This is a genomic window from Pseudomonadales bacterium (genome assembly GCA_024234435.1).
GTDB lineage: Bacteria > Pseudomonadota > Gammaproteobacteria > Pseudomonadales > Porticoccaceae > JACKOF01.
This window is the reverse complement of the sequence record JACKOF010000001.1, coordinates 999,310-1,024,127: the sequence shown is the minus strand read 5'-3', so window position 1 is coordinate 1,024,127 and position 24,818 is coordinate 999,310. Positions and strand designations below refer to the sequence as shown.

Sequence of the window (24,818 nt, the reverse complement as noted above, 5' to 3'; positions counted from 1 at the left end):
TTTTCTGCAACAGCCATGTATAAAAAAACCCCGAATTAACGAGGCTTTTTATACACACGTACCGGTGCAGACTCAGTTCCGAGGATACATAGGCCAGGAAACACCGGCCATTTGCTCAAGACAGCGAACTACCTGACAGCTATAGCCGAACTCATTGTCATACCAGCAGTACAAAACCACGTTATTGCCGCTGACAATAGTGGCTTCTGAATCGTATATGCAGGCGTGTCGTGAGCCAACAAAATCCGTTGAAACCGCTTCAGACGAAATGGTGTAGTCAATCTGCTGCTGCAACGGTGAGTGAAGAGACATTTTCCGCACGTACTCGTTCAACTCTTCAACATTGGTTTCACGGCCAAGGCGCAAATTCAGTATCGCCATTGAAACGTTCGGTGTTGGCACCCGGATAGCGTTACCCGTCAGCTTTCCAGCGAGTTCGGGCAGCGCTTTTGATACGGCCTTGGCAGCACCCGTCTCGGTTAACACCATATTCAATGGCGCACTTCGACCGCGGCGCGACCCTTTGTGATAGTTATCAATCAGATTTTGATCATTGGTATAGGCGTGAACAGTTTCCACATGCCCTGAATCAATTCCATATTCATCAAGCAGCGCTTTGAGTATCGGCACAATAGCATTGGTGGTACAGGAAGCCGCAGAGACGATCTTTTTGTCTGCCGTAATTTCCCTGTGATTAATACCATAAACAATATTGGGAATATCACCCTTGCCTGGGGCCGTCAACACAACTTTGGCTGCGCCTGGACATTTCAGGTGCTGACCGAGACCGTCCTCGTCGCGCCAAACCCCAGTATTGTCAACAACAATAGCGTTATCGATACCATATTTTGTATAGTCCACCTCTGCCGGTGAGCTGGCGTAGATAACCTTGACTTCATTACCGTTGCAGATCAGCGTATTGCTGTCTTTCAGCACACGAATCGTGCCATTAAACGGACCATGCACGGAATCGCGCCGCAACAGGCTGGCGCGCTTTTCAAGGTCATCCTCGGCACTGCCTTTACGAACCACAATGGCTCGCAGTCTCATCTGGTCGCCGCCGCCAGCCTTTTCCAGTAAAAGTCTCGCAATCAATCGCCCAATTCGACCAAACCCGTAAAGCACAACATCCTGAGGCTGAGGTAAAGGTTTGCGTTTGCTACCGATATCATCACCAACTTCTTTCTGCAGAAAAGCAGTCAGGTCGCCACCGTTACCATTTTGCTGATATTTGACTGACAGCTTGCCCACATCAATGTGTGCCGGACCAAGATCCATTTCCGAAAGCGCTTTCACCAAAGGGAACGTCTCATATTCGGAAAGCTCGTTCTTTTCAATCTGGCGCACAAAGCGGTGATCTTTCATTAATTCGATGACCGAGCGATTCACCATGCTCTTGCCATACATATAAAGAGACACGTTGTTCTCCCTGTACAGCTTTCCTATCAGAGGGATCATGCCCTCGGCAAGCGCTTCACGCTCTTTCCAGTCAGCAAAAAAATCAGCGGGTAAAGGACGGTTTTCTTCGATCATCGATGCACCTTTTATCGTGGTCTGGAATCAGGCCGCCATTATCCTGATTAACGGTTAGACAGGCAACCGCAGCGAATAATTACAGAGGAAAAAATGCCATAGTGGCGACATTCTGAGCCACTTTGTTAATAAACCGCTGATTCTTTTGTGCCATCACATCAGCCAGCAGGTCTTGCGTCGCAATCAGCTTCCCAAACAATCGTTCATAACTCAGATTTTGCAGTTTTCCCGAGATGCTGTTACTCAACAGTAATGGACGCCCATCATCACCCAACCCTTGAGACAGGCGCCAGGCTGCTATCTCCACATTCCGGGCACTGTAATATAGCTGCTGCTCATTGAGCTCGGTAAAGATATAAAATTGCGAATGAAACCCATAAGACTGCCTGATCATGTGATTCAGGCCGGCGATAAAGGCAAACACGCGATCACCGTCAAAACCGGGATCAAGGGCCAGCTCAATCGCTCCAGTACCACTGACGCCAGCCAGCTCAACGAATTGCAGCGGACCTGACTGGGCAAATAATTCCGCCACCCGTTTTTCCGGGCTCACACCACTTTTACGCCATTCCCGCGGGTTGCGCTTGTACAGTTTGAGAGCCAGCTCCCTCAGTAACCGCTGAGACTCCTGATAATGCGCCTCTACCACCATATCAGTATCTGTTTTGGCGAGATCACGAAATTTGAAATCGCTTCCTGCGCACGCAGACAACAAAAGCACCACCGCAAACAGCGATGCGAAACGAAAAAACCGTATTGCCTTCAGCATCCGTCAGTCTTCCTGTAAACAAACACGGCAAGTCCTCGTATCAATAGCGAACCAGTGCCGCTAAAATACCACACCTTTTGGGTAGTACGAATTCACCATGTCTATATTGCAATTCCCCTCGCCTCTCATCGTCGGCAACAAGGACTCTTGGAGCGGTTTACTTGATGCCGGTTTATCACTGGCCATTGCCGAGGCTGCACAACAGTTCGACGGACTCACAGTGTTACTCACTGATTCCGCCAAAAACGCTGCCCAGCTGGAAACCGAGCTGAGATTTTTCTGCAAAACAGGGTTGCCCGTACTTCACTTTGCTGACTGGGAAACACTGCCCTACGATTTATTCTCTCCCCACCAGGATATTATTTCAGAACGACTCGCCACTCTCTCAAGACTGCCTACAACCCGACAAGGCATTATTGTGGTTCCCGTTAACTGCCTGATGCAGCGTTTGCCACCGTTATCCTACATTGGCGGCAGATCCTTCAACTATCAGGTGGGCGACAAACTGGATGTCAAACAGTTACGTGACCAACTGGAACGCGCAGGATACCACTGTGTTGATACTGTGTTCGAACACGGTGAATTTGCTGTTCGTGGGGCTCTGATTGACATCTACCCAATGGGGGCAACAACCCCTTTCCGCATTGATCTGTTTGACGACGAAATTGAAACCCTGCGCAGCTTCGACCCGGAGAGTCAGCGTACGCTTGAAAAAACTGACGCCATATCACTACTGCCTGCACGTGAAATCCCACTGGACAAAGACGCCACCACCCTGTTTCAAAACAACTGGCACGAGCACTTTGATGTTGATCATCGCAATTGCCCTGCCTATCAGGATGTAAGTGCCGGTATCGCACCACAGGGAATCGAATATTACCTGCCCTTGTTTTTTGAACACACCACCTCGCTGCTTGAATATCTGCCGCAGCATTGCCAGGTATTCAGCTCAGGAGACATACAGAGTTCAGCCAGCCGCTTCTGGAGCGAAATCAGAGAGCGTTATCAGGAATACGGTGTTGACCCAACACGCCCCCTGTTACCGCCCACTGAAGTATTTATTCCTGTTGAGCGGCTGTTTTCCGAGCTCAAACGCTACCCGCACTGCACCCTTCAGACCAATCATACTGAGACAACCGGGCGACAGTTTGATTTTCTGGCCATACCTGATATTGCCATCGACGCGAAGGCTGCGGAACCTCTTACCGCATTGCAAAAATTTCTCGACAACAATGACCAGCGCGTGCTGTTTTGCGCCGAGACTGCGGGACGCAGGGAAACGCTGCTGGAACTGCTGGGGAGAATCAATCGTCAACCCCATGCTGTAAAAAACTGGCACGAATTTACCAACAGTTCTCATCCCTTATCGATCACAGTCTATCCGGTAGATCGTGGCCTGCTCTTGAAGAACCCGTCAATCTGCGTTATTTCCGAAGCCGATCTATTTGGCCGGCAAGTCATGCAAAAACGGCGGCGTGACAAACAGCAGCAGGATTCCGACTTCATTGTCAAGAATCTCACCGAGCTTCGAATAGGCGCACCGGTGGTGCATATTGATCACGGAGTGGGACGCTATCAAGGCCTGGAAATGATTACCGCTGGCGGAGAAACCCAGGAATTTCTTACGCTTCACTATGCCAACGATGCCAAACTCTACGTTCCTGTAGCATCACTGCATCTGATTAGTCGCTACAGTGGCGCCGAAGAGGAACTGGCGCCACTGCACAGGCTCGGCAGTGAACAGTGGCAAAGAGCCAAGGAAAAGGCACTAAAACAAATCCGCGACAGCGCTGCAGAGTTGCTGGATATTTATGCACAACGGGAAGCCAAACAAGGTTTTGCCTGCAAGCTATCGGAGGATGATTACCGCTCCTTCTGCGCCGATTTTCCCTTCGAGGAAACCCCTGATCAACTGGACACAATTACCGCAGTAAAACGTGACATGTTATCCATCAGACCCATGGACAGGTTAGTTTGCGGTGATGTCGGCTTTGGTAAAACAGAAGTCGCCATGCGCGCAGCATTTATCGCTGTGTCCAGTGGCAAGCAGGTTATCATGCTGGTTCCGACCACTCTTCTGGCCCACCAGCATGCTGAAAACTTTCGCGACCGGTTTGCCAACTGGCCGGTTCGCATCGAAGAGCTATCGCGTTTTCGCTCAGGAAAAGAACAAAACCAGATTCTTCAGGACGCCGCCAGCGGCAAGGTCGACATCCTGATAGGCACACACAAGCTCCTGCACAGCGATATTGATTATGAAAACCTTGGATTGCTCATCATTGATGAGGAACACCGCTTTGGCGTTCGTCAGAAAGACAAGGTAAAGGCGTTGCGCGCCGAAGTGGATATCCTGACGCTTACCGCAACACCCATCCCCAGGACACTGAATCTATCCATGTCCGGGGTTCGAGACCTGTCCATTATTGCCACTCCCCCCGCAAAGCGCCTGTCTGTCAAGACCTTCGTTCGTCAGCATGATGACAGAGTCGTACGCGAAGCCATCCTGCGGGAAATTCTGCGCGGCGGACAAGTATATTTCCTCCACAATGAAGTCAGCAATATCGAAAAAGTGGCCCGCGAACTGGCGGAACTGGTTCCTGAAGCCCGAATAGACATCGGCCACGGACAAATGAGAGAGCGCCAACTTGAAAAAGTGATGTCAGATTTCTATCACCAGCGCTTTAATACTTTGGTATGTACCACCATTATTGAAACCGGTATTGATATCCCCAGCGCCAATACCATCATTATCAATCGCGCAGACAAATTTGGTCTGGCGCAGCTGCATCAATTACGGGGAAGGGTTGGTCGCTCCCACCATCAGGCCTATGCCTATTTGCTGACACCCGATGCCAAAACCATGACGGCAGACGCTGTAAAACGCCTGGAAGCTATCAAAGCGGCCGATCATCTGGGTTCCGGTTTTACCCTTGCCACTCACGATATGGAAATCCGCGGAGCTGGTGAATTATTGGGGGAGAACCAAAGCGGCCACATTCAATCCATCGGCTTTACGCTTTATATGGAATTACTTGAAAAAGCGGTGGAAGCTATTCGAACTGGCAAATCCATCGACCTGAAAACTTCATTGCAGGAAGATATTGATATTAATCTGAATCTGCCAGCCCTGATACCGGAAGATTATCTACCCGACGTCAATATGCGCTTAATGATTTACAAGCGCATAGCCAACGCTGCCAGGCCCGATCAGCTTCGAGAACTACAAGTAGAAATGATCGATCGTTTTGGCTTGCTTCCGGAATATGTTAAAAATCTGTTCCGGATAACAGAGTTGAAATTGCACGCCCGCCGACTGGGGATCAAAAAACTGGAAGCGGGCCCTGTCGGGGGGCGCATTGAATTCAGCAATGAAACCATTGTCGAACCGATAACACTGATTGAGTTAATACAGAGACAGCCTGAGCACTATCGCTTGCAGGGTGCTTCCGGGCTAAGATTTACTGCCACAATGGATACCGTCGAAGAACGACTGCAAACAACGCAAGTATTACTGGAAACTTTATCGCCATGAGAATCATCACAGCAGCCTTATTCTGGTTATTTACATTCGTCTTTATGCCTGCAACTTCAATCGCCCAGTCTGAGTTTGATGAAACAACCTGGTATCAGGTTGAAGTGATTGTTTTTTCACAACAGGATCTGTTTAACGCCGAACAGCCCCGCCGCGATATTAAACTGTCCTTTCCCGATAACTCCCTCTACCTGTACGACCCTAATCAGCCTGTAGCAGGAACCACTAAATCAGGAGACGTCAGCAGTGCTGAAAGCAATAAACCCGTTGATATTTCAGGGCTTCTGGCGCACGCTGTACTCGACGCCACGGCTAGTCCGGATCGGCTACCTGACAATCCAACCGAAGCGCCCTTTGTTATTCTCAGTAAAGATCTGCAACAACTGGGTCCTGACCATTACACACTCAATCGGGCTGCAGGTTACAGGGTTTTGTATCATCAAGCCTGGCGACAACCGGGCACAGATTTTGAAGCTGCGCCCTGGGTTATTGTCCGAGGTGGCGAACAGTATGATGACCATTTTGAGTTGGAAGGCGCTATCCGGCTGGTAAAATCCCGTCATATCCATGTTCAAGCTGACATATGGAAAGTTGATTTTGAACCTCGGAACTTATCTCACTCGACGACAAGCCCGCTGCAATCCTTAATGTCTCAGGCCGAAGCCATTAGCACTCAGCCCCTCTGGCCAGCATTACCCAAACTACCTGAACAACACTCATCTACAAGCAACGAAGAAGAGACCTCTCACGAAGCAGAAGATTCGCTGCAGGCATCCAGCGCCGTTCGGTCAATTTCCGAAGGTAATGCCTCTCAGGAACACACAGCACAGACAGTTTCTCCAAGGGAAAATCTGTCGCTGTATCAGGTGGGCCGTATTGTGCAGCTAAAACAATCATTAAAGCTGTCTCTCGGGAAAATGGGCTATCTCGATCACCCGAACCTGGGATTATTAGTTGTTGTGAAAAAATATCAGCCGGGTGCTGACGCGATCTTTAATTCAGCTGTAGGCACGGCAAACTGAGCAGCAAGCGCCAATAGTAAACGACGAACATTATTCATGGATCCCATCAGCACCTGCTCTATCTCTTGCATGGATATTGTCTGTTCCACCACTCCTGCTGCGGGATTCACCACTAAAGCCAGACACGCATAAGGAATTTCCAGCTCCCTGGCAAGGCATGCTTCGGGCATGCCCGTCATACCCACAATATCGCAGCCATCGATGGCCATGCGTCGAATCTCTGCGGCAGTTTCCAATCTTGGTCCCTGACAGACTCCGTAAGTACCGTGACTGTGTACAGTTAGCTGCAATTCAATAGCCTGCTGAATAATCTGTTCTCGCAAGGCATCACTGTAGGGGTTGGTAAAATCGATATGCTTAAGAGGGGCACATTCGCCATCAAAAAAACTTTGCTCACGCCCCCAGGTGTAATCAATCAACTGTTTGGGAACGACCAAATCTCCGGGCCGAATTTCCAGATCAATACCGCCCACAGCATTAACAGCAATAATAGCATCGACACCCACCTGTTTAAGCGCGGCGATATTGGCTCGGTAATTAATCCGATGGGGCGCAATACTGTGCTGCTCCCCGTGACGGGACAAGAATACCAGTTCGGTATTGGCAACCTGGGCTCTCTTTAACAATACCGGTGAGTCAGACCAAGGGGTTTTAATCGATACAGATAATTGTGGCTCCAGCTCGGCAAACTGCTCAAAACCGGTACCGCCGATAACACCAAGACAAGACATCAATCAGCCCTCCCCGGCTTCGGCCACCTGTGCGGAATCAGCGATATGCAATGTCCGGGTCGGGAAAGCAATCTCCGCGCCCTGTTGTTCAATAATGTCTGCCACCTTCAAAAGCACATCCTGTTTGATCTCATGGTAGCGAATCCACTCCGTGGTTTTAGTAAATGTGTAAATAAAGAAATCCACTGATGAGGCGGAAAAGGCATTGAAATTAACGATCAATGTCTGCTCCTGATCGATATCCGGGTGCTCTCGCAGCATCTGTTTGACTTGGTTTACGATCGCCTTCATATGGGAAATATCGCTGTAGCGAATACCCAACGTTTCTTTAATGCGTCGATTCAACATGCGCGAAGGATTTTCCAGAGAAATACTGGTAAACACTGAATTTGGCACATAAAGCGGTCGCTTATCGAAGGTACGAATGCGGGTAAGCCGCCAGCCAATATCTTCAACCGTACCTTCTATCTCCTTATCTGGCGAACGTACCCAGTCACCCACCTTAAATGGCCGATCCAGATAAATCATCAGGCCTCCAAAAAAATTGGCCAGTAGATCCTTGGCAGCAAAACCAACCGCAAGACCACCAACGCCACCAAAGGCCAGCACCCCGGAAATGCTGTATCCCATGATCTGCATGGCAACCAGCGCTGCCGACAGTACAACAGAAATTCTCAACAGCTTGCCAATAGCACTGACGGTTGTCGGATCCATAGGATCCCTGCTGTATTCAGGTAAAATCAGATTGCGTTCCGCCCGTTTAATCAAGTTGACAAGAAACAAGGCAACCAAAGCAATCACGGCCACTCGGTTTACTGTTTCAATAACGTCAAACCACTCGGATTGAGCCACCCTTGCCGCAATTGATACGGCAATATTGATACCCAGAATTCGGATTGTCCAAATGGCTGGCTGTCGAAATGCCTCTATCAGGGCATCATCCCAGACATTGGGCGTTCTGGCGGCCCGCACTTCCAGATGATCAATCAACTTGTTAATCAGATAGCCCAGTAACAACGCCGAAAAAATAATCAGAAATATTTCGATCACCCAGACGTAGCGATCGCCTGCTATTTCAATCAGCCAGTTTTCAAAACGATCTAACACTGAACTTCTCCAACCTCTTCAACATTAATAACAATTTCATTCAACACTTAACAGATTCCAATACTGGCCAACTTTTGAACCGTCAACTGCCAGCGTTGATCCTGCTTTAATGATGACCACTCAGGCTGTTGCCGACGCCTCATCGCCTCCAATTGGGTTGAAGGCCCAAAAAGACCACTTTCACGTTCACTCTCAAGAAAGGACAGCACCTCAAACGCCCCTTCCCGATGATTACAGACCAGCACCATATCACAGCCAGCTGAAAGTGCGCTGCGAGCTTTCTCTGCGTAACCACCCGCCACATCTGCACCTTTCATTGAGAGATCATCGCTGAAAATAACACCCTCAAAACCGATATCGGCTCGCAATATTTCTTGCAGCCAAAAACGGGAGAAACCCACAGCATCGCTATCAATGTTCGGGAACACAATATGTGCAGGCATCACCGCATCCAGAGAGCCTGACAGCGCAACAAAAGGCGCTAGGTCCCGACAACGGATTTCATCCAGAGACCGGTTGTCGTAGGGCGTTTCAAGATGACTGTCTGCGCGCACACCACCATGCCCCGGAAAATGTTTCCCCGTAGCGGCCATCCCGGCTTCATGCATACCCGCAACAAAATACCCTGCCGCTTCGGAAACAAACGCAGGATCATTCGCAAACGAACGATCAGCAATGACTTCGCACTGATCAAAATCCACATCTAGAACCGGAGCAAAGCTGAAATCGATACCACAGCTTAATATCTCCGAGGCCATCAGCCAGCCACAATCCTTTATCAGCTGCGCTGCATTGGGTTCTCCCGATAATAATCGTTCACCCAGTAACTGCATGGGGGGGATGCGGGTAAACCCTTCCCGGAAGCGCTGCACCCGGCCACCTTCCTGATCAACGCACAGCAACAATTGAGGCCGGATTAAACGAATTTCATCTACCAGGCTCTGTAACTGCTGGCGATCAGAAAAATTCCGGGCAAAGAAAATAATGCCTCCCACCAGCGGGTGCTGAATCAGTTTTTTTTCTTCTAAATTGAGAGCCAGCCCTTCCAGATCCAGCATTAAAGGTCCAATCAACAATTCGTTGTGATGCGGCATATGATAGAAACTCCAGGTTATGCGGGTGTCGCTACGAAAAAGCGTCCCTCTAGCCCGTCAACCTGGCTGAGATGAGCACCTTTCAGGGCAATAATTGCCGACGTTTTTAGACAATTTTGTCATTTCGACAGCTCTGTATATCATTATCCGCAATTATAAATAGTTTGCCAAAGCTAACAATATGGCAAGAAAAACCATATTTTTTAATCTATTAAAAATATTTGTTAATGCATTATATCCGGCTACTACTAATTCTCACCTCGTCAACCGCGGAAACAGTCCATAGAAGTTAATATCGCTTGGTGGTAGCTTGATCAGTCCATCCACAATAAAAGGGGTAACGTCGTGGCTACACAAGTTCCCAATGTTGGGCAATGGTATCAGGACGCAGCGGAAGATCAGATTTTTGAGGTCGTTGCCGTTGACGAGCACGCGGGTACCATCGAAATACAGTACCTGGAAGGCGAACTGAGCGAAGTTGATCTTGAAACGTGGCAACAGTTGGTGTTACTGCCAGCGCAGCCTCCCGAAGACTGGCGCGCCAGCTATGAAATGAGCCTGGAAGACTCTCTTAATTCGGACGATATTTATATTCCCGACTCAGCTGACGATCCGCTCTCGTTTATAGAGCCAGACAGTATGTACGGCATTGATGATTTTCTTTAATGCCCTGAGCTATCAACACTAAAAGTGTTCTGGCAATCAAGCCCGTTACTCGGCAAGGGCCTGAGCCTTTATCATTCGCACATGCCTGAGAAATATTTTTGCTGCCGCAGCGGCATCATCAACCACCGTAAACAGCCGCTTTTCTGAAGCTTCAATACAGCCTTGCGCCAGCATGGTTCCCTCAATCCACTCCACCAACCCTTTCCAGTAATCCTTACCGATCAGCACAATAGGGAATGGCCGGACCTTAGCAGTTTGCACCAGTGTCAGCGCTTCAAACAACTCATCCATCGTGCCATAACCACCAGGGAATATAGCAAAACCGACAGCGTGCTTTACAAACATGAATTTGCGAACAAAGAAGTATCTGAACTCCAGGCTGATATCCTGATAAGGATTGCTGGTCTGCTCCCTCGGCAACGTAATATTCAATCCTACGGTGTTGGTAGCCGTGCTAAAACAGCCCTTATTGGCGCCCTCCATAATACCCGGACCGCCACCGGTGATAACCGGTACACCCTCAATACCGAGCAACTCCCCAAGTCGCTGCGCCTCCTGATAATAAGGCGAAGTTTCAGTGAATCTGGCACCACCAAAAACGGTAACAGCCCTGCCTAGTTTGGCCAGTGTTTCAATTCCATCGACCAACTCCGACTGTATACGAAGCACACGCCATGCTTCCGGCACCTTGGTTTCATCCACAAAATATCTCCTCTTATTATGTTTGCTGACTACTTCGTTGAAACGGGTTAGCACCGAAAGTATCTCATATATCATCGGAAATTAGAGCTTGCCAATTATTTTATACTGGATACAATTACAGTGTATATTTTTACAGCTCTCAGCCAGCAGGTAGACGTTATGGACTCCGTAAAACTGACCAATCGACAGCAGCAAATCTATGACTTGATCAAACAACATATTAGCGACACCGGCTACCCGCCTACTCGCGCCGAAATCGCCGCTGAATTCGGCTTCAAATCACCCAATGCTGCCGAAGAGCATCTCCGAGCCCTTGCCCGAAAAGGCGTTATCGAAATGGTTTCAGGTGCGTCTCGCGGTATCAAACTGGTAGCCGAAGAAGAAACCGGCCTGCCACTGATTGGCCGGGTAGCTGCCGGAGAGCCTGTTCTCGCCATTGAAAATATCGAGGATTATCTTGATATCCCCCAACACCTCTTCCATCCCAAAGCCGACTACCTATTGAGGGTTCAGGGAATGAGCATGAAAAATATCGGTATCATGGACGGTGATTTACTGGCGGTACACAAAGCACAAACTGCAGAAAATGGTCAGGTTGTTGTTGCCCGTATCGATGACGAAGTGACCGTGAAACGCTTCCAGAAAGGCCTCAAACCATATCAGATAACCCTCTTACCGGAAAATGAGTCTCTCGAACCCATTCACATTGACTTGAGGGAACAGGCTTTCGCCATTGAAGGTTTAAGTGTGGGCGTTATCAGACAACATTGATAACCCTCTAAAATCTGAAAAGGGCTTGAAGCGGTAATCAAAAACCAACCTTGATTGGTGGATTAGTGGCGTTTATGCCATATCATCGACCTGCTTAAATCTGCAAGGGTGCTTTCAGTGAAGTACCCTTGAAGGATCCATCAGATCGACATCACTTTCCATCAGCTCAAAAGCCTCATCAAAAGAAAATTGCTGTGCAGCTTCAATGCCTGCATCAATCATAACGCGGGCAATATCCAGCCGCGCTTCCTGTAAATACTTGTTAGCCTGCTCCGAAAAGCTGATCGTCACAACAGGTTCTTCAGTGTGGTCTGCCCGCTGAAGAGCGATATCGCCATTAGGCAGCATTACAATTTTATATACAGAGTCAGGCATTGGAATCCACTATTGAAGGCTGCCGCCAATTATACTTCAGCCCGGCTATTTCACCAATTGCTGAAAAACATCCTGCCAGCAACAGATCCAGGTTGATGCGTCTCAGCACTCCACCATCAACTCCCGATGCCTGTTCACAAGCTCCTGAAGCGCATCAAGCCAAGAGGTCACCTGACTGATATTCAGCTCTGCGAGCACTCGCTGAGATGCTTCTGCAACCTGCATAACCGGAATCGGACTATTCGTGTCAGCTTCTGCCTCCAGCCGGGGTAATTGATGGAACGATTGCCAGACTGAGAGCATTTGTTGCAACCAGCTGCCGACATCCTGTTCGAGGTCCATCATTTCCTGGGCTTCAGCAGGATGTTTCCCAATACCTGTCAATTCCACAACCAGCCGCTCGACAGAATCAATCACTTCAGGAGCAGCGGATTTATAGGTGGCTGCCACCTCCCTAAGGTGGTGTCGATAGGCACATTCGAGTTGATAGACCACTGCTTGGCATAGAACCAGTTCGATATGCCCATGGCGATCTTCCTTCAAGCCGTACTGCTCAAGTAATACCCGAGCAAAAAACAGCTTCTGATTAACCTGCGACAACCAGGGATTCATGAGCGTTACTTTCTACCTGCACTTTTTTTTGGTGCCGGTTTGCGGTTATCTTCTACCTGCCAGGCACCATCACGAAAATACGCTCGCCAACCGGTCGGCTTACCCTCCACCTCGGACTGAACATATTGTTCCTGTGTTTTACGACTGAAACGGACGACTGTTTTTTCACCATCCGGATCTTCAGTGGGAGCATCCATCAGGTAGCCGTATTTTGGATCAATTTCGTCACGGTGTGACAATAACTCCGACACCTGCGGCGCGCGGGTTTCACGATGCTTGGGGAATTGGCTGGCAGCCAGAAACAGGCCGGAAGCGCCATCTCTGAGAATGTAGTGATCTTCAACTTTGTCGCAAATTAACTCCGGCATGGGTACCGGGTCCATCTTCGGCGGCGCAGGCTGACCACTTCTTAATAACTTTCTGGTATTTTTACAGCTTTCACTGGTGCAGCCGAAATATTTCCCAAAGCGGCCCGACTTCAACTGCATTTCGCTGCCGCATTTGTCGCAATCAATGACCGGGCCTTCATAACCTTTAAGTTTGAACGCTCCCCGCTCAACCTCAAAACCGCTACAGTCAGGATTATTGCCACAAATATGCAGCTTGCGATTCTCATCGATAAGATAGCTTTCCATTGCAGTGTTACAAATTTTACAGCGGTGCTTGTGTATTAACTGTCTGGACTCGGCTTCGTCATCTTCATCCACGTTCACCGCTTCGTCACCGGGAACGAGATTCAATGTGCCTTTACATTGCTCCTTCGCAGGCAAATTGTAACCGGAGCAACCTAAAAACACGCCGGTGCTGCCGGTGCGGATCATCATCGGCCTACCGCACTGCGCACAGGGAATATCGGTTTCTGTCGGATCATTGGCCCGCATTCCTGTATCACTTTGAGCTTTTTCAAGCCTGGCGCTGAAATCCCTGTAGAAGCGATCCAGAATATCAATCCAGTTAAGCTCACCCTCCGCTATTCGGTCAAGGTACCCTTCCATCGTTGCTGTAAAACCGTAATCCATCAGATCATTAAAGTTCTCTGACAGGCGATCTGTGACAATATCACCGATTTTTTCAGCATAAAATCGACGGTTTTCAACGCGAGCATAACCGCGGTCCTGAATTGTTGAAATTATCGCGGCATAAGTTGATGGCCGACCAATACCACGCTTTTCCAGCTCTTTTACTAAAGAGGCTTCAGAGTAGCGGGCTGCTGGCTTGGTAAAATGCTGTTGAGGCACCAACCCCAACAATGACAGGCTGTCGCCCACCTTCAAATCAGGCAGTTCCGCGTCATCATCCTTTTTCCTGATGGCAGGTAAAACCTTCAAAAAACCGTCAAACCGGATTACCCGGCCTCTTACTCGCAATTGATAGCCCGCAGTTTCAACGCTAACACTGGTGCTGGTAAATTGTGCGGGAGTCATCTGGCAGGCAACGAATTGCTGCCAGATCAAGCGGTACAGTTTCTTTGCGTCCTCATCAAGACCTGCAAGATCAGTTGGCGCTATATCGATATTCGAAGGGCGAATAGCTTCGTGCGCCTCCTGTGCCCCGGCCTTGTTTCCATAGGAATTTGGCGATTCAGGCAGATATTCACTGCCATATTTGCTCTGAATAAAGTCGCGACAGTTGGCCACCGCTTCGGCACTCAAACTGGTTGAATCTGTTCGCATGTAGGTTATATAACCCGCCTCGTATAACCGCTGGGCCAACATCATGGTCTTCTTGACCCCGAAGCCCATCCGGGTGCTAGCAGCCTGCTGCAGAGTAGAGGTAATAAAAGGTGCTGACGGTTTTGAACTGGTGGGCTTATCATCACGGTCTGTCACCTGATAACGGGCACTGTTTAAATCAACAACGGCCTTCTCAGTTTCAGTTTTGCTTGTGGGCCGAAAGGCATTGCCCTGATATTTCTTGACCTCAAAACGAACTTTGTCTTCGTCCGCTGTCTCCAGATCAGCATGCAATGTCCAGTATTCTTCCGGCTGAAAAGCTCGGATTTCTCTCTCTCGTTCAACCAGTAATTTAACCGCTACAGACTGAACCCGTCCCGCAGACAGGCCGCGAGCAACTTTTGCCCATAGCAATGGAGAAACCATGAAACCAACAACACGGTCGAGAAACCGGCGAGCCTGCTGTGCACTGACACGGTTTTCATCCAGTTCACCCGGATCGTCAAAAGCATCACGAATAGCCGATTTGGTAATTTCATTGAAAACAACGCGCTTGTAGCGATCATGCTCACCACCAATAGCTTCTCGCAAATGCCAAGCAATAGCCTCTCCTTCCCTGTCCAAATCTGTGGCGAGATAGATATGGTCGGCATCTTTTGCCAGTTTCTTCAGTTCGGCAACAACTTTTTCCTTGCCCGGCAGAATCTCGTAGCTGGCTTTCCAGCCATGCTCCGGATCAATCCCCATTCGGCTTATCAACTGTTGTCGGGCTTTTTTTGCCTTGTGCTTTATCTTCTGTTCCGGAGACAATTTCCGCGTTTCAGCGGCTGCTTTGGCGCGCGACTTGGGATCAACCGGCTTTCGAGAGGCACCCGTCGGCAAATCGCGAATGTGTCCTACACTCGACTTCACGATGTAGTCTTTACCCAGATATTTGTTGATGGTTTTCGCCTTCGCTGGCGACTCAACAATGACTAATGATTTGCCCATGTAATCCTGTTCTCTACGCTTGCTGACAGACTGACTGATACGAAAGTCACAGCAAATAATGTTGTTTCAGAGGGTGATGGTGGGCGAATATACACGGCCTGACCGTGGGTTGGTCAAGTCTATTTTTATTTACCCACTCACTCTCCACCCCAAAATACCGAAAACAAATCTTTATAAATCAGTCACGTATGTGTTTTCCAAGCCTGTCGAGAAGGCTGTAAATTAGTTTTACATCGGCAAGCTCACCCCGCTCTCTCCAGTAAATAGACAGACCATCCCGGCTTGAATCAATGGCAATCACATCAACAGGAAGCGCAGCAACAACCTCGCCCAGATCGGGCTGCAGCGATTCAGCAATAGGTAACGTTAACCAGCGCCAACCATTCCACGGGGAGGCATCACCTCTCAAGCTATGGCGTACCAGCTGCCACTGTTCTGCCCGCCGCAACTGAGAGGGTTTCGTCTCAAGTCCCCAACACAAACGATAACGTACTGTATCCAACTGCTTGTCTCCTTCTCTGGCAAGAGGCGACTGCACGAGCTTTATCTGCAAACCGCATTGGACAGCACACTGGCGGAGTGTTGTTATCAGCTTCTGCCGGGGAGACTGGCGAAGACTCAATAACGGAGAAAGAATAACGGCCAAAACTAACGCTATTAACAAATAGACCATTGTCTGCTACAACCTAAATGTGGTTATCTTATGGTAAGGTTCGCTTAATAAAGCAGGAGCACACACATGTCAAACTACCAGCACATTCTTGTAGGCCTTGATCTCTCGGAAGAATCACGGCAAGTCATCGATCGGGTCAAAAAGTTGTTCGACCTGGATAACGTCAAACTGAGTCTGATCCATGTTCAGGAGCCTATGTCCTTTGCCTATGGTGGCGATATCCCTATGGATCTGGGGGAAATTCAGAGCCAGATGGAAGAGCGAGCACAACAGAGCCTGAAAAGCATTGGCAAGGAATTAAAAGTCAGTGAAGACAACCAACATGTGATCATCGGACAGCCCGCAGCAGAAATGCACCGTTTTGCCAAAGAGCAGGATGTTGACCTTATCGTGGTTGGCACCCATGGACGGCACGGCTTCAGTCTGGTTTTGGGCTCTACAGCCAACGGTGTCCTGCATGGCTGTGTCTGCGATGTACTGGCAGTAAGGATCAAGTAAATGTTAGTCTGTGGTTGCCTGAAAACGCTACCCTGACTTTTGCCAAAACAGGATATTCACTGATTCACGGCCGTCGTCGTATCAAAATATAGAAGTGCTCAGTCGAGCCCAGAGTTCCGAACTAATGGTTCTTTTTTGCTTTCCCGTTCACCGTTGCCTGGCAGGGCTTTGTCTGCTCTTCTGGTTAAATATCACCTGCGCAGAGAATACCGATGACGCAGAAATACTGTCTCTCGACAGACAGCGGGCTAACTATGCTTTGGCAAAAGAAGCCCTGCGCAGTAATGATGCATTCAAGTTCAACCAATACAAAAAAAAGTTGCAGAATTACCCTCTTTATCAACACTTGGAATATGCGGACCTGGCGATTAACCTCAGGCGTGCACCAATTGAAAGAATCGATGCATTTCTCGCAGAAAACCAGGATTCCCCAATCGCCGACCGGCTTCGTTATAGCTGGTTGAAATATCAGATGAAGCGCGATAACTGGCGTCTCTTTCTGAAATACTACCAACCGACACGCAGCACTACTGGACTGCAGTGTTATTACCAGCTGGCCCGCTATCGCAACGGAGAAAAAAGCCTTGCTCTTGAAGCTGCGCTAAAACTCTGGAATGTGGGGAAATCACAACCGAAAGAGTGCGATAACATATTCGCCATTCTGGTAGAACAGGGCTATATCACCGAAGATATTGCCTGGCAGCGATATAGCTCTGCTGTTCTGCATCACAACTATCGACTGGCTCGTTATCTGGAGCGTTTTTTTGTCACGGAAGCACGACAAAAACTGGCCCACAACTTTTACTCCATTGACCGGCACCCGGAAACAGTTGGCAACTACCAGTTACTCGAAGAACAAACCCCAGAAGTCTCCGCTGTCATTGCTCACGGGCTCCGGCATTTGGCGCACGAAGATGCCCGTAAGGCTCTGGTTCACTGGAGCCACTACCAGCAAACGCATACGTTTGATGTGGCCACCCGAACAAAAGTGGTCAATGATCTGGTTAAAGGTCTGCATCAGCAGGATTACAAACATGTTGCTGACGGTTACCTGATTGATAACCGTGAACTTGTCACAACAGATCTATTGGAGTGGCGGGCTCGCAGAGCGCTGTTTAAGCTCGACTGGCATGACCTGCTCTCGTGGATTGGGCAGATGCCACCGGAACTTCAGAACGAAAACCGCTGGCGTTACTGGAAAAGGCGGGCAGAGCAGGAAATAGACCCGCTTACGCAACAAGGTGTTGACGATCAGGTGCTTCAGGAGCTCGCTCTGACCAGAAGTTTTTATGGCTTTCTTGCCGCCGAACAGCTCGGGAACGGTTACAGCATGGCTTATCAGCCCGCGATACAGGAAAAATCGCTGATTGAAGAACTGAGCAAGAACAGCGGTGTTATTCGCACAAGAGAGCTACTTCACCATAATGATCACTTCCTGGCGAGACTCGAATGGCAACACACTACCCGCAACTTTACTGAACAGCAATGGATTGCAGCGGCCCATGTCACGCGCGAATGGAACTGGTACAACGGCACTATTAACAGCATGATCAGAGCCGCATTCTGGGACGATATAAAGTTGAGATTCCCTCTGGGGTTTCGCGATATTTTTGACCGGTATGCCGCAGAAAGCAGCGTGCCTGCTTACCTGCTTTTGGCACTGGCACGACAGGAAAGCGCCATGTCGCATGATGTAACCTCACCAGCGGGTGCTAAAGGCCTTATGCAACTGATGCCTGCCACTGCCAGGCAAACTGCTCAGGAAAATGGTGTTGAGTACCGTAATAGTTCGGAACTCTTCAAGCCGGAGCTCAATATCAAATTGGGGAGTCGTTACTACCTGAAAATGCTCAAACGGTTTGATTACAATCGTATTCTGGCGACTGCTGCCTATAACGCTGGTCCTAACCGGGTTGAGCGCTGGCTGCAAGAATCGGCTGGCAAACTGCCTTTTGATGTATGGATAGAAAATATCCCATACCAGGAAACGAGGGGGTATGTGCAAAATGTGCTGGCCTTCTCCATGATTTACGCTCACCAAATGGATCTCAATGAACGCATGCTAAGTAAAGCTGAACTGGAACGGTTATTGTGAGTCTATCTGACAAGCATACCGTTAACGCAGATGATGGACAGATCAGCAGCCCCGCCGCGTTAATTGATATTGGCGTCAACCTCGGCAACAGTTGTTTCAATGATGACCTGATTGACGTTTTACAACGTGCTCAACAGGCTAATATTGGCCAATGTATTCTGACAGGAACCGATCTGGAAGAGAGTGAGAAAATTCTCGCACTCTGTGGCGATTATGCCAGTGAGTTCCCGGATATGTTGTTCTGCACAGCAGGAGTACATCCGCACTATGCGAAAAGCTTTAACAGTGAAACGCGCAATCAACTGCGGTTTCTCGCTGGCCATAAATCTGTTGTTGCCATTGGTGAAGCCGGTCTCGATTTCAATCGCAACTATTCACCCGTCGCCGCTCAGGAAAAGGCTTTTGAAGCCCAGCTTGAGCTGGCGAGCGAGTTGCAGCTACCCATCTTTATGCACGAAAGAGATGCTCATCAACGCCAGCTTGAAATCATCAAGGCCTACCGCGACAGCCTAAGTGATGGCGTCATTCATTGTTTTACCGGTGACAGAACCGCGCTCTTTAATTACCTCGATCTGGATTTACACATCGGCATTACAGGCTGGATTTGTGATGAGAGACGCGGCCTTGAATTACAGCGTCTGGTAAACAATATTCCATTACAGCGTTTGATGCTGGAAACCGATGCGCCTTACCTGTTGCCTCGCACAATGCTTCACAAACCTAAAAACCGGCGTAACGAACCCGCCTACCTACCTTGGGTTTTAAAAACTGTGGCCGAAAACCGTGACGAAACTGAAAACCGGATTGGCGAAGCAACGACTCAAACCACTCAGCAGTTTTTTAACCTGCCCCCACTCCCTCCGCGCTGAACCAAAACGGTTCTTCACTGCCTGATTTAAAAAAATCTGGCCCATGAAGCGGTATTAAAATACGTGCATACCTGGCCGGACAAACCATGATCAAACACGCAATCAGCGTACGAAAAAAAGCGGCATTCAGCCGCTCTTTTTTGTAGCCATGTGCCGGTGAGTTACTGATTAGTCAACCAGAAAACCACAGTAGAAATAATAATGGTAATCAGCAACACTGCAGCAAAGGCATCAACCTTGCCATCATCATCTGTAGCTGTCTGTACATCTTTCTGCATGATAAAGTCCCCGTAATGGTAGCAAAAAAGCGGCGCCATTCTACCAGCATCGTTCAGCGCTGTCCTCCACTGCATGCAATCTGTGGTTTTATGGCAAAAAAATAGGTTTCTATAACAAAAAACCCCTTCAGCTGACTTCTCTCAAGCTGTATGATGCAACGCCTTCGAATACACAGACTCTGTCTTTTTAGCCCCTGAAACATGTATATATACGACCAATACGATCAACAGCTTGTGAATGAACGAGCCGCCCAATTCAGAGATCAGACTGACCGCTACCTGGCAGGCAAGCTCAGTGATGACGAGTTTCTGCCTCTCAGATTGCAAAACGGCCTTTACATACAGCGGTTGGCCCCAATGCTTCGAATCGCCGTTCCTTACGGTTTGCTGAATTCAAAGCAACTACGCAAACTGGCGCAGATTGCCAGAGATTTTGACAAGGGCTACTGCCACTTCACTACCCGCCAGAATGTCCAGTTCAACTGGCCAAAGCTCGAAGAAGTACCCGATATTCTCGCCGAGTTGGCAACGGTGCAAATGCACGCTATTCAAACAAGCGGCAACTGTATCCGCAATGTCACCTCGGATGAATTTGCCGGTGTCGCAAAAGATGAGATCGAAGACTCACGCCCCTGGTGTGAGTTGATACGTCAGTGGTCAACATTTCACCCTGAATTTGCTTTTTTGCCCCGCAAATTCAAAATTGCGGTAAGTGGCTCGGAACAGGATCGCGCCGCTATCCAGGTTCACGATATTGGCATTCAGATCGTCAGGAATGATGCCGGTGAAACCGGGTTTCAGATTTTGGTTGGCGGAGGCCTTGGCCGCACCCCTGTTATTGGTAGTGTCATTCGGGAATTCCTGCCAAAGGAACACCTGTTAACCTATCTGGATGCTATTCTGAGGGTTTACAATCGCTTTGGCCGCCGCGACAACAAATACAAAGCCCGCATCAAAATACTGGTCAAAGCCTGGACACCCGAAGTCTTTGCCCGGAAAGTGGAAGCAGAATGGGCTAATTTCAAAGATGGTCCGGGCACCTTGACGGGTGATGAAATAACGCGGGCAAAGTCCTTTTTCACAGCGTTTGATTACGAAAATCTCAATGATGCCGAAGCTGAGGCTGATCTAGCCCGACTGTGTGACGAACATATCGCCTTCAAAAAGTGGTTAGAACGCAATACTTCGGAGCACAGACAGCCCGGTTACGCCTGCGTAACGTTATCACTCAAACCAACAGGTGTACCCCCGGGAGACGTTACCGATTCTCAACTGGAAGCAATTGCGGCACTTGCAGAGGAATACTCTTATGGTGAAGTAAGGGCCACTCACAGCCAGAATATTGTTCTGGCCGATGTCAGAAAAGTCGATCTCTTTGCCCTATGGCAAAAAGCCAGGACGCAGGGATTTGCCACACCGAACATCGGCACACTGACAGATATGATTTGCTGCCCCGGTGGTGATTTCTGCTCGCTAGCCAATGCCAAGTCCATTCCAGTGGCCGAAGCCATTCAAAGAAAATTCGACGACATGGATTATGTTTACGACCTTGGTGATCTGACGCTGAACATTTCCGGCTGCATGAATGCCTGTGGGCATCACCATGTAGGCAACATTGGGGTGCTCGGTGTAGATAAAAAAGGCGATGAGTTTTACCAGATTCAGCTCGGCGGCAGCGCCGACAGGAATTCTGCGCTGGCCAAAGTTCTGGGGCCCTCTTTTGGCCGTGAAGAAATGCCGGAAGTAATCGAAAAGATTCTCGATGTTTTTGTAGAACAGCGTCTTGAGTCTGAAGTCTTTATCGACACCTACAATCGCGTAGGTATAGAGCCATTCAAGAACCGCGTTTATGCAAAACAACACTGATCGAAAATTTGTCAACAGCCAGCTGATGGCTGAACAACCCTGGCAAGTCATTGAGCGAGACTTTTCCGGCAGCCTCTCAGAGCTACCGGAAAACCAGCTGCTGCTACCACTGGCTTTCTGGCAAGCTAACCGCGACGAACTCGCTGCACTAAATAGCAGGTTTGGCATCTGGGTAGACAGCGATGAAGAAATTGAGGCTGTTGCCAACGATATCAACCAGTTCGCTGCTATTGGTGTGAATTTCCCTGTCTTTACTGATGGACGGGGATTCTCCACCGGACGCCTGCTGCGAGAGCGTTACCAGTTTAACGGCCAACTGCTGGCCCTTGGAAATACCATTCAGGATCAATGGTTTTATCTGCGCCGCTGCGGCTTCGATGCTTACGAGGTAACCGCAAACGCCAATCAGCCGAGCAAACCGTTAAACGGATTTTCAATCACATATCAATGTGCCGTCGACCAGCCGGAGCCTCTGTTTAGGCGACGATAAGCGGCCCGCTATTCTGCACCTGAAACCCTATTTTCAGGTGCTTTCTGTTACCTTGTCACGCTGTTACCTGAACATTGACCCGAATAAGTTAGGATGAGAATCCGGTCGGACAGCACATTTACATTGAAAAACATTCACCCCATGACCACAATGGTGTTATCCGAATGTCTGCTGTATACAAATGACTGAAACCGTTTTCCACTCATTCTTTCTGATTTTTACTGGTGCGGCTATTATCGCTTCGCTGGCTATTTACGGTCGACAGCCTTTATTAGTAGCCTACATCGCTCTCGGAATTATTATCGGACCCTACGGTGCTGGCTGGGTTCAGGACGTTCATGTGCTGTCTGAAATGGCAGAAATCGGTATTATTTTCCTGCTGTTTTTGCTCGGCCTCGATATGCAGCCCCAATCACTGCTGAACGTGTTTAAAAAAGTGACGCTGACCACCTTGTTCAGCTCTATCATTTTCGCGGGTACCGGTTACTTCATTGCAGCAGCTTTTGGCTTCACCCAGACAGAGAGTCTTATCATTGGCCTGGCAATGATGTTCTCAAGCACCATTATCGGAATAAAGCTGTTGCCCACCACAGTGCTCCACCACAGGCATGCTGGCGACATGATGGTGGGACTGCTGCTCACTCAGGATTTTCTGGCCATCTTTGTATTGCTGGTACTGCTCAGCGGAACCGGCGGCGAAATTGACTTAATGCAGATTGCTAAAACCCTGCTGGCTCTACCAATACTGATCCTGATGGCTGTGGGCATTGTGAAACTGGTATTGCTGAAGCTGGTAGCCAGGTTTGATCGCATAGGGGAATACATCTTCCTGCTCTCGATTGGCTGGTGCATGGGGTTGGCAGCCGTTGCAGAAATGGTTGGACTGTCTCACGAAATTGGCGCTTTTCTCGCCGGCATTACTATTGCTACAAGCCCTATTTCCCAGCATATTGCCCTTAGCCTAAAACCGCTGCGAGACTTCTTTCTCATCATGTTTTTCTTTTCTCTCGGCGCCAGTTTCAATATTGGCCTGCTGCCTGAAATCGCGTTTGCCGCTTTGACTCTGGGGCTGTTGATGCTTGCCCTGAAACCGGTTACTTTCCGGCTGTTACTGGGAAGACAAAGCGAAACGACTCCGCTGGCGTGGGATATCGGTTTCCGTTTGGGACAAATCAGCGAATTTTCCCTGTTAATCGCCTACGTTGCATATAATGCATCACTGATTGGAAACCTGGCATCACATCTGATTCAGGCCGCCGCCATTCTCACCTTTCTATTGTCCAGTTATATCGTGGTATTCAACTTCCCTAACCCCATCGCACCCAGCGATAAATTGCGTCGCGACTAGCGATACTCGCAAATATTTTCAACTAATACCCGCTTCCAGCTACTTTGCCAAAGCCTGATCAGGAGTAGAAATTGATGCCCCGTAACCGACTCCACCACCGCATCAAAAGCCGGTCGGCGCTATTTTCAGCAGCAAGCCCCACTTTTTCCTGCAGACTTTTTTTGTGAACATAACTGACCTCGTAAATATCCGCGTCAGCCATTTTCTCCACCAAATATTCATCACTGGTTTTCAGGTCATCGACCAGCTTCATTTCCAGAGCTTTTGTGCCTAACCAGACTTCACCGGTAGCAATATTGTTAATATCCACTTCAGTACGATGCTGTTGAACAAAATCCTTAAACAGATCGTGAGTCTGCTCCAGATCCTCGATGAATTTTTCACGTCCTTTTTCAGTATTCTCGCCAAACATGGTCAGAGTTCTTTTGTACTCACCAGCTGTCAGCATTTCGTAGTCCACATCATGCTTCTTTAACAACCGGTGAAAATTGGGCATTTGCGCCACAACACCAATCGAACCGAGTATGGAAAATGGCGCAGCAATAATCTTATCTGCCACACAAGCCATCATATAGCCACCGCTAGCAGCCACTTTGTCTACACAGACCGTCAGGGGAATACCTTTTTTGACTATTCGATCAAGCTGGCTTGAGGCCAGGCCATAGCTGTGAACCATTCCCCCGGCACTTTCAAGACGAATCACTATTTCGTCATCTTGTGTCGCCTGACTCAACACCGCAGTAATCTCTTCTCTGAGGTTACTCACCGCAGCGGCACGCATATCGCCTTTGAAATTCAACAAAAATATCCGATTGGCCGTATTACCGGCTTTTGCCTTGAGTTTGGCATCTTTTGCTTTTTGTTTTTTGCGTTTTTTAAATTCGGCAGCAGGTACGATATTGCTTTCAAGCGCTTCGCTCATGGAATCAAACTCATCGTTAAGCCTCTCTACTTCTATATGCCCTTTTTCCTGCTTTTTCGAACGCTGGTTTAAACCCGCTAGACTACCAACGATAACCAGCAGGGCAATGACAATGGAGATCATCTTGGCCAGAAAAAGGCCAAATTCAGTTAAAAATTCCAAGTGCTACCTTCCCGTTTCAGCTTTGTGTTTTTGTGAGAAC

Annotated in this window: 21 protein-coding genes; 10 read left to right on the top strand and 11 right to left on the bottom strand. The window is 48.8% G+C overall.

What is annotated here, in order from left to right; genetic code table 11:
- Window positions 1-72: 72 nt before the first annotated feature.
- Together H7A02_04690 and H7A02_04685 are read right to left on the bottom strand one after the other, a co-directional pair.
- On the bottom strand, window positions 73-1,533 hold the full coding sequence (locus H7A02_04690) for a glyceraldehyde-3-phosphate dehydrogenase (protein MCP5171547.1): 1,461 nt from the start codon (window positions 1,531-1,533) through the stop codon (window positions 73-75).
- 79 nt (window positions 1,534-1,612) lie between these two features.
- Window positions 1,613-2,302 carry a hypothetical protein gene (locus H7A02_04685; protein MCP5171546.1) on the bottom strand — a complete coding sequence of 230 codons (690 nt, stop codon included), beginning with the start codon at window positions 2,300-2,302 and terminating at the stop codon, window positions 1,613-1,615.
- 97 nt (window positions 2,303-2,399) lie between these two features.
- On the opposite strand from H7A02_04685, the gene mfd reads away from it, so the two are divergent.
- Both mfd and H7A02_04675 read left to right on the top strand, forming a co-directional pair.
- Window positions 2,400-5,834: a transcription-repair coupling factor gene (gene mfd / locus H7A02_04680; GenBank protein MCP5171545.1), complete on the top strand. Its 3,435-nt coding sequence runs from the start codon at window positions 2,400-2,402 to the stop codon at window positions 5,832-5,834.
- Window positions 5,831-6,856 carry a hypothetical protein gene (locus H7A02_04675; GenBank protein ID MCP5171544.1) on the top strand — a complete coding sequence of 342 codons (1,026 nt, stop codon included), beginning with the start codon at window positions 5,831-5,833 and terminating at the stop codon, window positions 6,854-6,856. The genes mfd and H7A02_04675 overlap by 4 nt, the downstream gene beginning before the upstream one ends.
- On the opposite strand, the gene H7A02_04670 is transcribed toward H7A02_04675, so the two are convergent.
- The 3 genes from H7A02_04670 to nagZ are packed head-to-tail and all read right to left on the bottom strand — an operon-like array spanning window position 6,805 to window position 9,752.
- Window positions 6,805-7,587, bottom strand: a complete 783-nt coding sequence (locus tag H7A02_04670) for an S-methyl-5'-thioinosine phosphorylase (protein MCP5171543.1) — start codon at window positions 7,585-7,587, stop codon at window positions 6,805-6,807. The two genes, H7A02_04675 and H7A02_04670, sit on opposite strands and share 52 nt — an antisense overlap.
- A 3-nt stretch (window positions 7,588-7,590) precedes the next feature.
- Window positions 7,591-8,694, bottom strand: a complete 1,104-nt coding sequence (locus tag H7A02_04665) for a mechanosensitive ion channel family protein (GenBank protein ID MCP5171542.1) — start codon at window positions 8,692-8,694, stop codon at window positions 7,591-7,593.
- A gap of 47 nt (window positions 8,695-8,741) precedes the next feature.
- A complete protein-coding gene (gene nagZ / locus H7A02_04660) occupies window positions 8,742-9,752 on the bottom strand; it encodes a beta-N-acetylhexosaminidase (GenBank protein ID MCP5171541.1) in 1,011 nt (336 codons plus the stop codon).
- A 381-nt stretch (window positions 9,753-10,133) separates the two neighbouring features.
- Here nagZ and H7A02_04655 point away from each other — a divergent pair, with 381 nt between their 5' ends.
- On the top strand, window positions 10,134-10,454 hold the full coding sequence (locus H7A02_04655; GenBank protein MCP5171540.1) for a hypothetical protein: 321 nt from the start codon (window positions 10,134-10,136) through the stop codon (window positions 10,452-10,454).
- A gap of 45 nt (window positions 10,455-10,499) precedes the next feature.
- Here H7A02_04655 and H7A02_04650 read toward each other — a convergent pair whose 3' ends face one another.
- Entirely contained in the window at window positions 10,500-11,156 is a 657-nt protein-coding gene (locus tag H7A02_04650) for a TIGR00730 family Rossman fold protein (GenBank protein ID MCP5171539.1), read from the bottom strand.
- A 159-nt stretch (window positions 11,157-11,315) separates the two neighbouring features.
- Here H7A02_04650 and lexA point away from each other — a divergent pair, with 159 nt between their 5' ends.
- Window positions 11,316-11,927, top strand: coding sequence for a transcriptional repressor LexA (gene lexA / locus H7A02_04645; GenBank protein ID MCP5171538.1), 612 nt, complete (start codon window positions 11,316-11,318; stop codon window positions 11,925-11,927).
- Window positions 11,928-12,041: 114 nt separating this feature from the next.
- Here the strand turns inward: lexA and H7A02_04640 are convergent, their stop codons facing one another.
- The 4 genes from H7A02_04640 to H7A02_04625 all read right to left on the bottom strand — a co-directional run bounded on the left by H7A02_04640 (window position 12,042) and on the right by H7A02_04625 (window position 16,250).
- Window positions 12,042-12,302: a hypothetical protein gene (locus H7A02_04640; protein ID MCP5171537.1), complete on the bottom strand. Its 261-nt coding sequence runs from the start codon at window positions 12,300-12,302 to the stop codon at window positions 12,042-12,044.
- Between the two features lie 102 nt (window positions 12,303-12,404).
- Window positions 12,405-12,914 (bottom strand): hypothetical protein, encoded by a 510-nt coding sequence (locus H7A02_04635; GenBank protein ID MCP5171536.1) that lies wholly within the window; start codon window positions 12,912-12,914, stop codon window positions 12,405-12,407.
- Between the two features lie 5 nt (window positions 12,915-12,919).
- Complete coding sequence (gene topA, locus H7A02_04630) at window positions 12,920-15,577, bottom strand: type I DNA topoisomerase (protein MCP5171535.1); 2,658 nt, start codon at window positions 15,575-15,577, stop codon at window positions 12,920-12,922.
- 178 nt (window positions 15,578-15,755) lie between these two features.
- Window positions 15,756-16,250, bottom strand: coding sequence for a hypothetical protein (locus H7A02_04625; protein MCP5171534.1), 495 nt, complete (start codon window positions 16,248-16,250; stop codon window positions 15,756-15,758).
- 66 nt (window positions 16,251-16,316) lie between these two features.
- Between H7A02_04625 and H7A02_04620 the strand changes: the two genes are divergently transcribed.
- From H7A02_04620 to H7A02_04595, 6 genes are all read left to right on the top strand, one after another.
- Complete coding sequence (locus tag H7A02_04620) at window positions 16,317-16,748, top strand: universal stress protein (protein ID MCP5171533.1); 432 nt, start codon at window positions 16,317-16,319, stop codon at window positions 16,746-16,748.
- A gap of 124 nt (window positions 16,749-16,872) precedes the next feature.
- On the top strand, window positions 16,873-18,843 hold the full coding sequence (locus H7A02_04615; protein MCP5171532.1) for a transglycosylase SLT domain-containing protein: 1,971 nt from the start codon (window positions 16,873-16,875) through the stop codon (window positions 18,841-18,843).
- 41 nt (window positions 18,844-18,884) lie between these two features.
- Window positions 18,885-19,712: a TatD family hydrolase gene (locus H7A02_04610; GenBank protein ID MCP5171531.1), complete on the top strand. Its 828-nt coding sequence runs from the start codon at window positions 18,885-18,887 to the stop codon at window positions 19,710-19,712.
- A 479-nt stretch (window positions 19,713-20,191) separates the two neighbouring features.
- A complete protein-coding gene (locus H7A02_04605; protein ID MCP5171530.1) occupies window positions 20,192-21,856 on the top strand; it encodes a nitrite/sulfite reductase in 1,665 nt (554 codons plus the stop codon).
- A gap of 25 nt (window positions 21,857-21,881) precedes the next feature.
- Window positions 21,882-22,346, top strand: coding sequence for a DUF934 domain-containing protein (locus tag H7A02_04600; GenBank protein MCP5171529.1), 465 nt, complete (start codon window positions 21,882-21,884; stop codon window positions 22,344-22,346).
- Between the two features lie 181 nt (window positions 22,347-22,527).
- Entirely contained in the window at window positions 22,528-23,694 is a 1,167-nt protein-coding gene (locus H7A02_04595; protein ID MCP5171528.1) for a cation:proton antiporter, read from the top strand.
- A 58-nt stretch (window positions 23,695-23,752) separates the two neighbouring features.
- Here H7A02_04595 and sohB read toward each other — a convergent pair whose 3' ends face one another.
- A complete protein-coding gene (sohB, locus tag H7A02_04590; protein ID MCP5171527.1) occupies window positions 23,753-24,778 on the bottom strand; it encodes a protease SohB in 1,026 nt (341 codons plus the stop codon).
- Window positions 24,779-24,818: the final 40 nt, after the last annotated feature.

What these genes read in the sequence shown, in the direction of transcription:
- H7A02_04690 (MCP5171547.1), bottom strand. Translation starts at nt 1,533, where the DNA reads ATGATCGAAGAAAACCGTCCTTTACCCGCTGATTTTTTTGCTGACTGG.
- H7A02_04600 (MCP5171529.1), top strand. Translation starts at nt 21,882, where the DNA reads ATGGCTGAACAACCCTGGCAAGTCATTGAGCGAGACTTTTCCGGCAGC.
- H7A02_04635 (MCP5171536.1), bottom strand. Translation starts at nt 12,914, where the DNA reads ATGAATCCCTGGTTGTCGCAGGTTAATCAGAAGCTGTTTTTTGCTCGG.
- H7A02_04620 (MCP5171533.1), top strand. Translation starts at nt 16,317, where the DNA reads ATGTCAAACTACCAGCACATTCTTGTAGGCCTTGATCTCTCGGAAGAA.
- H7A02_04625 (MCP5171534.1), bottom strand. Translation starts at nt 16,250, where the DNA reads ATGGTCTATTTGTTAATAGCGTTAGTTTTGGCCGTTATTCTTTCTCCG.
- topA (MCP5171535.1), bottom strand. Translation starts at nt 15,577, where the DNA reads ATGGGCAAATCATTAGTCATTGTTGAGTCGCCAGCGAAGGCGAAAACC.
- H7A02_04670 (MCP5171543.1), bottom strand. Translation starts at nt 7,587, where the DNA reads ATGTCTTGTCTTGGTGTTATCGGCGGTACCGGTTTTGAGCAGTTTGCC.
- H7A02_04675 (MCP5171544.1), top strand. Translation starts at nt 5,831, where the DNA reads ATGAGAATCATCACAGCAGCCTTATTCTGGTTATTTACATTCGTCTTT.
- H7A02_04640 (MCP5171537.1), bottom strand. Translation starts at nt 12,302, where the DNA reads ATGCCTGACTCTGTATATAAAATTGTAATGCTGCCTAATGGCGATATC.
- H7A02_04595 (MCP5171528.1), top strand. Translation starts at nt 22,528, where the DNA reads ATGACTGAAACCGTTTTCCACTCATTCTTTCTGATTTTTACTGGTGCG.
- nagZ (MCP5171541.1), bottom strand. Translation starts at nt 9,752, where the DNA reads ATGCTGGATCTGGAAGGGCTGGCTCTCAATTTAGAAGAAAAAAAACTG.
- H7A02_04685 (MCP5171546.1), bottom strand. Translation starts at nt 2,302, where the DNA reads ATGCTGAAGGCAATACGGTTTTTTCGTTTCGCATCGCTGTTTGCGGTG.
- H7A02_04615 (MCP5171532.1), top strand. Translation starts at nt 16,873, where the DNA reads ATGGTTCTTTTTTGCTTTCCCGTTCACCGTTGCCTGGCAGGGCTTTGT.
- lexA (MCP5171538.1), top strand. Translation starts at nt 11,316, where the DNA reads ATGGACTCCGTAAAACTGACCAATCGACAGCAGCAAATCTATGACTTG.
- H7A02_04605 (MCP5171530.1), top strand. Translation starts at nt 20,192, where the DNA reads ATGTATATATACGACCAATACGATCAACAGCTTGTGAATGAACGAGCC.
- mfd (MCP5171545.1), top strand. Translation starts at nt 2,400, where the DNA reads ATGTCTATATTGCAATTCCCCTCGCCTCTCATCGTCGGCAACAAGGAC.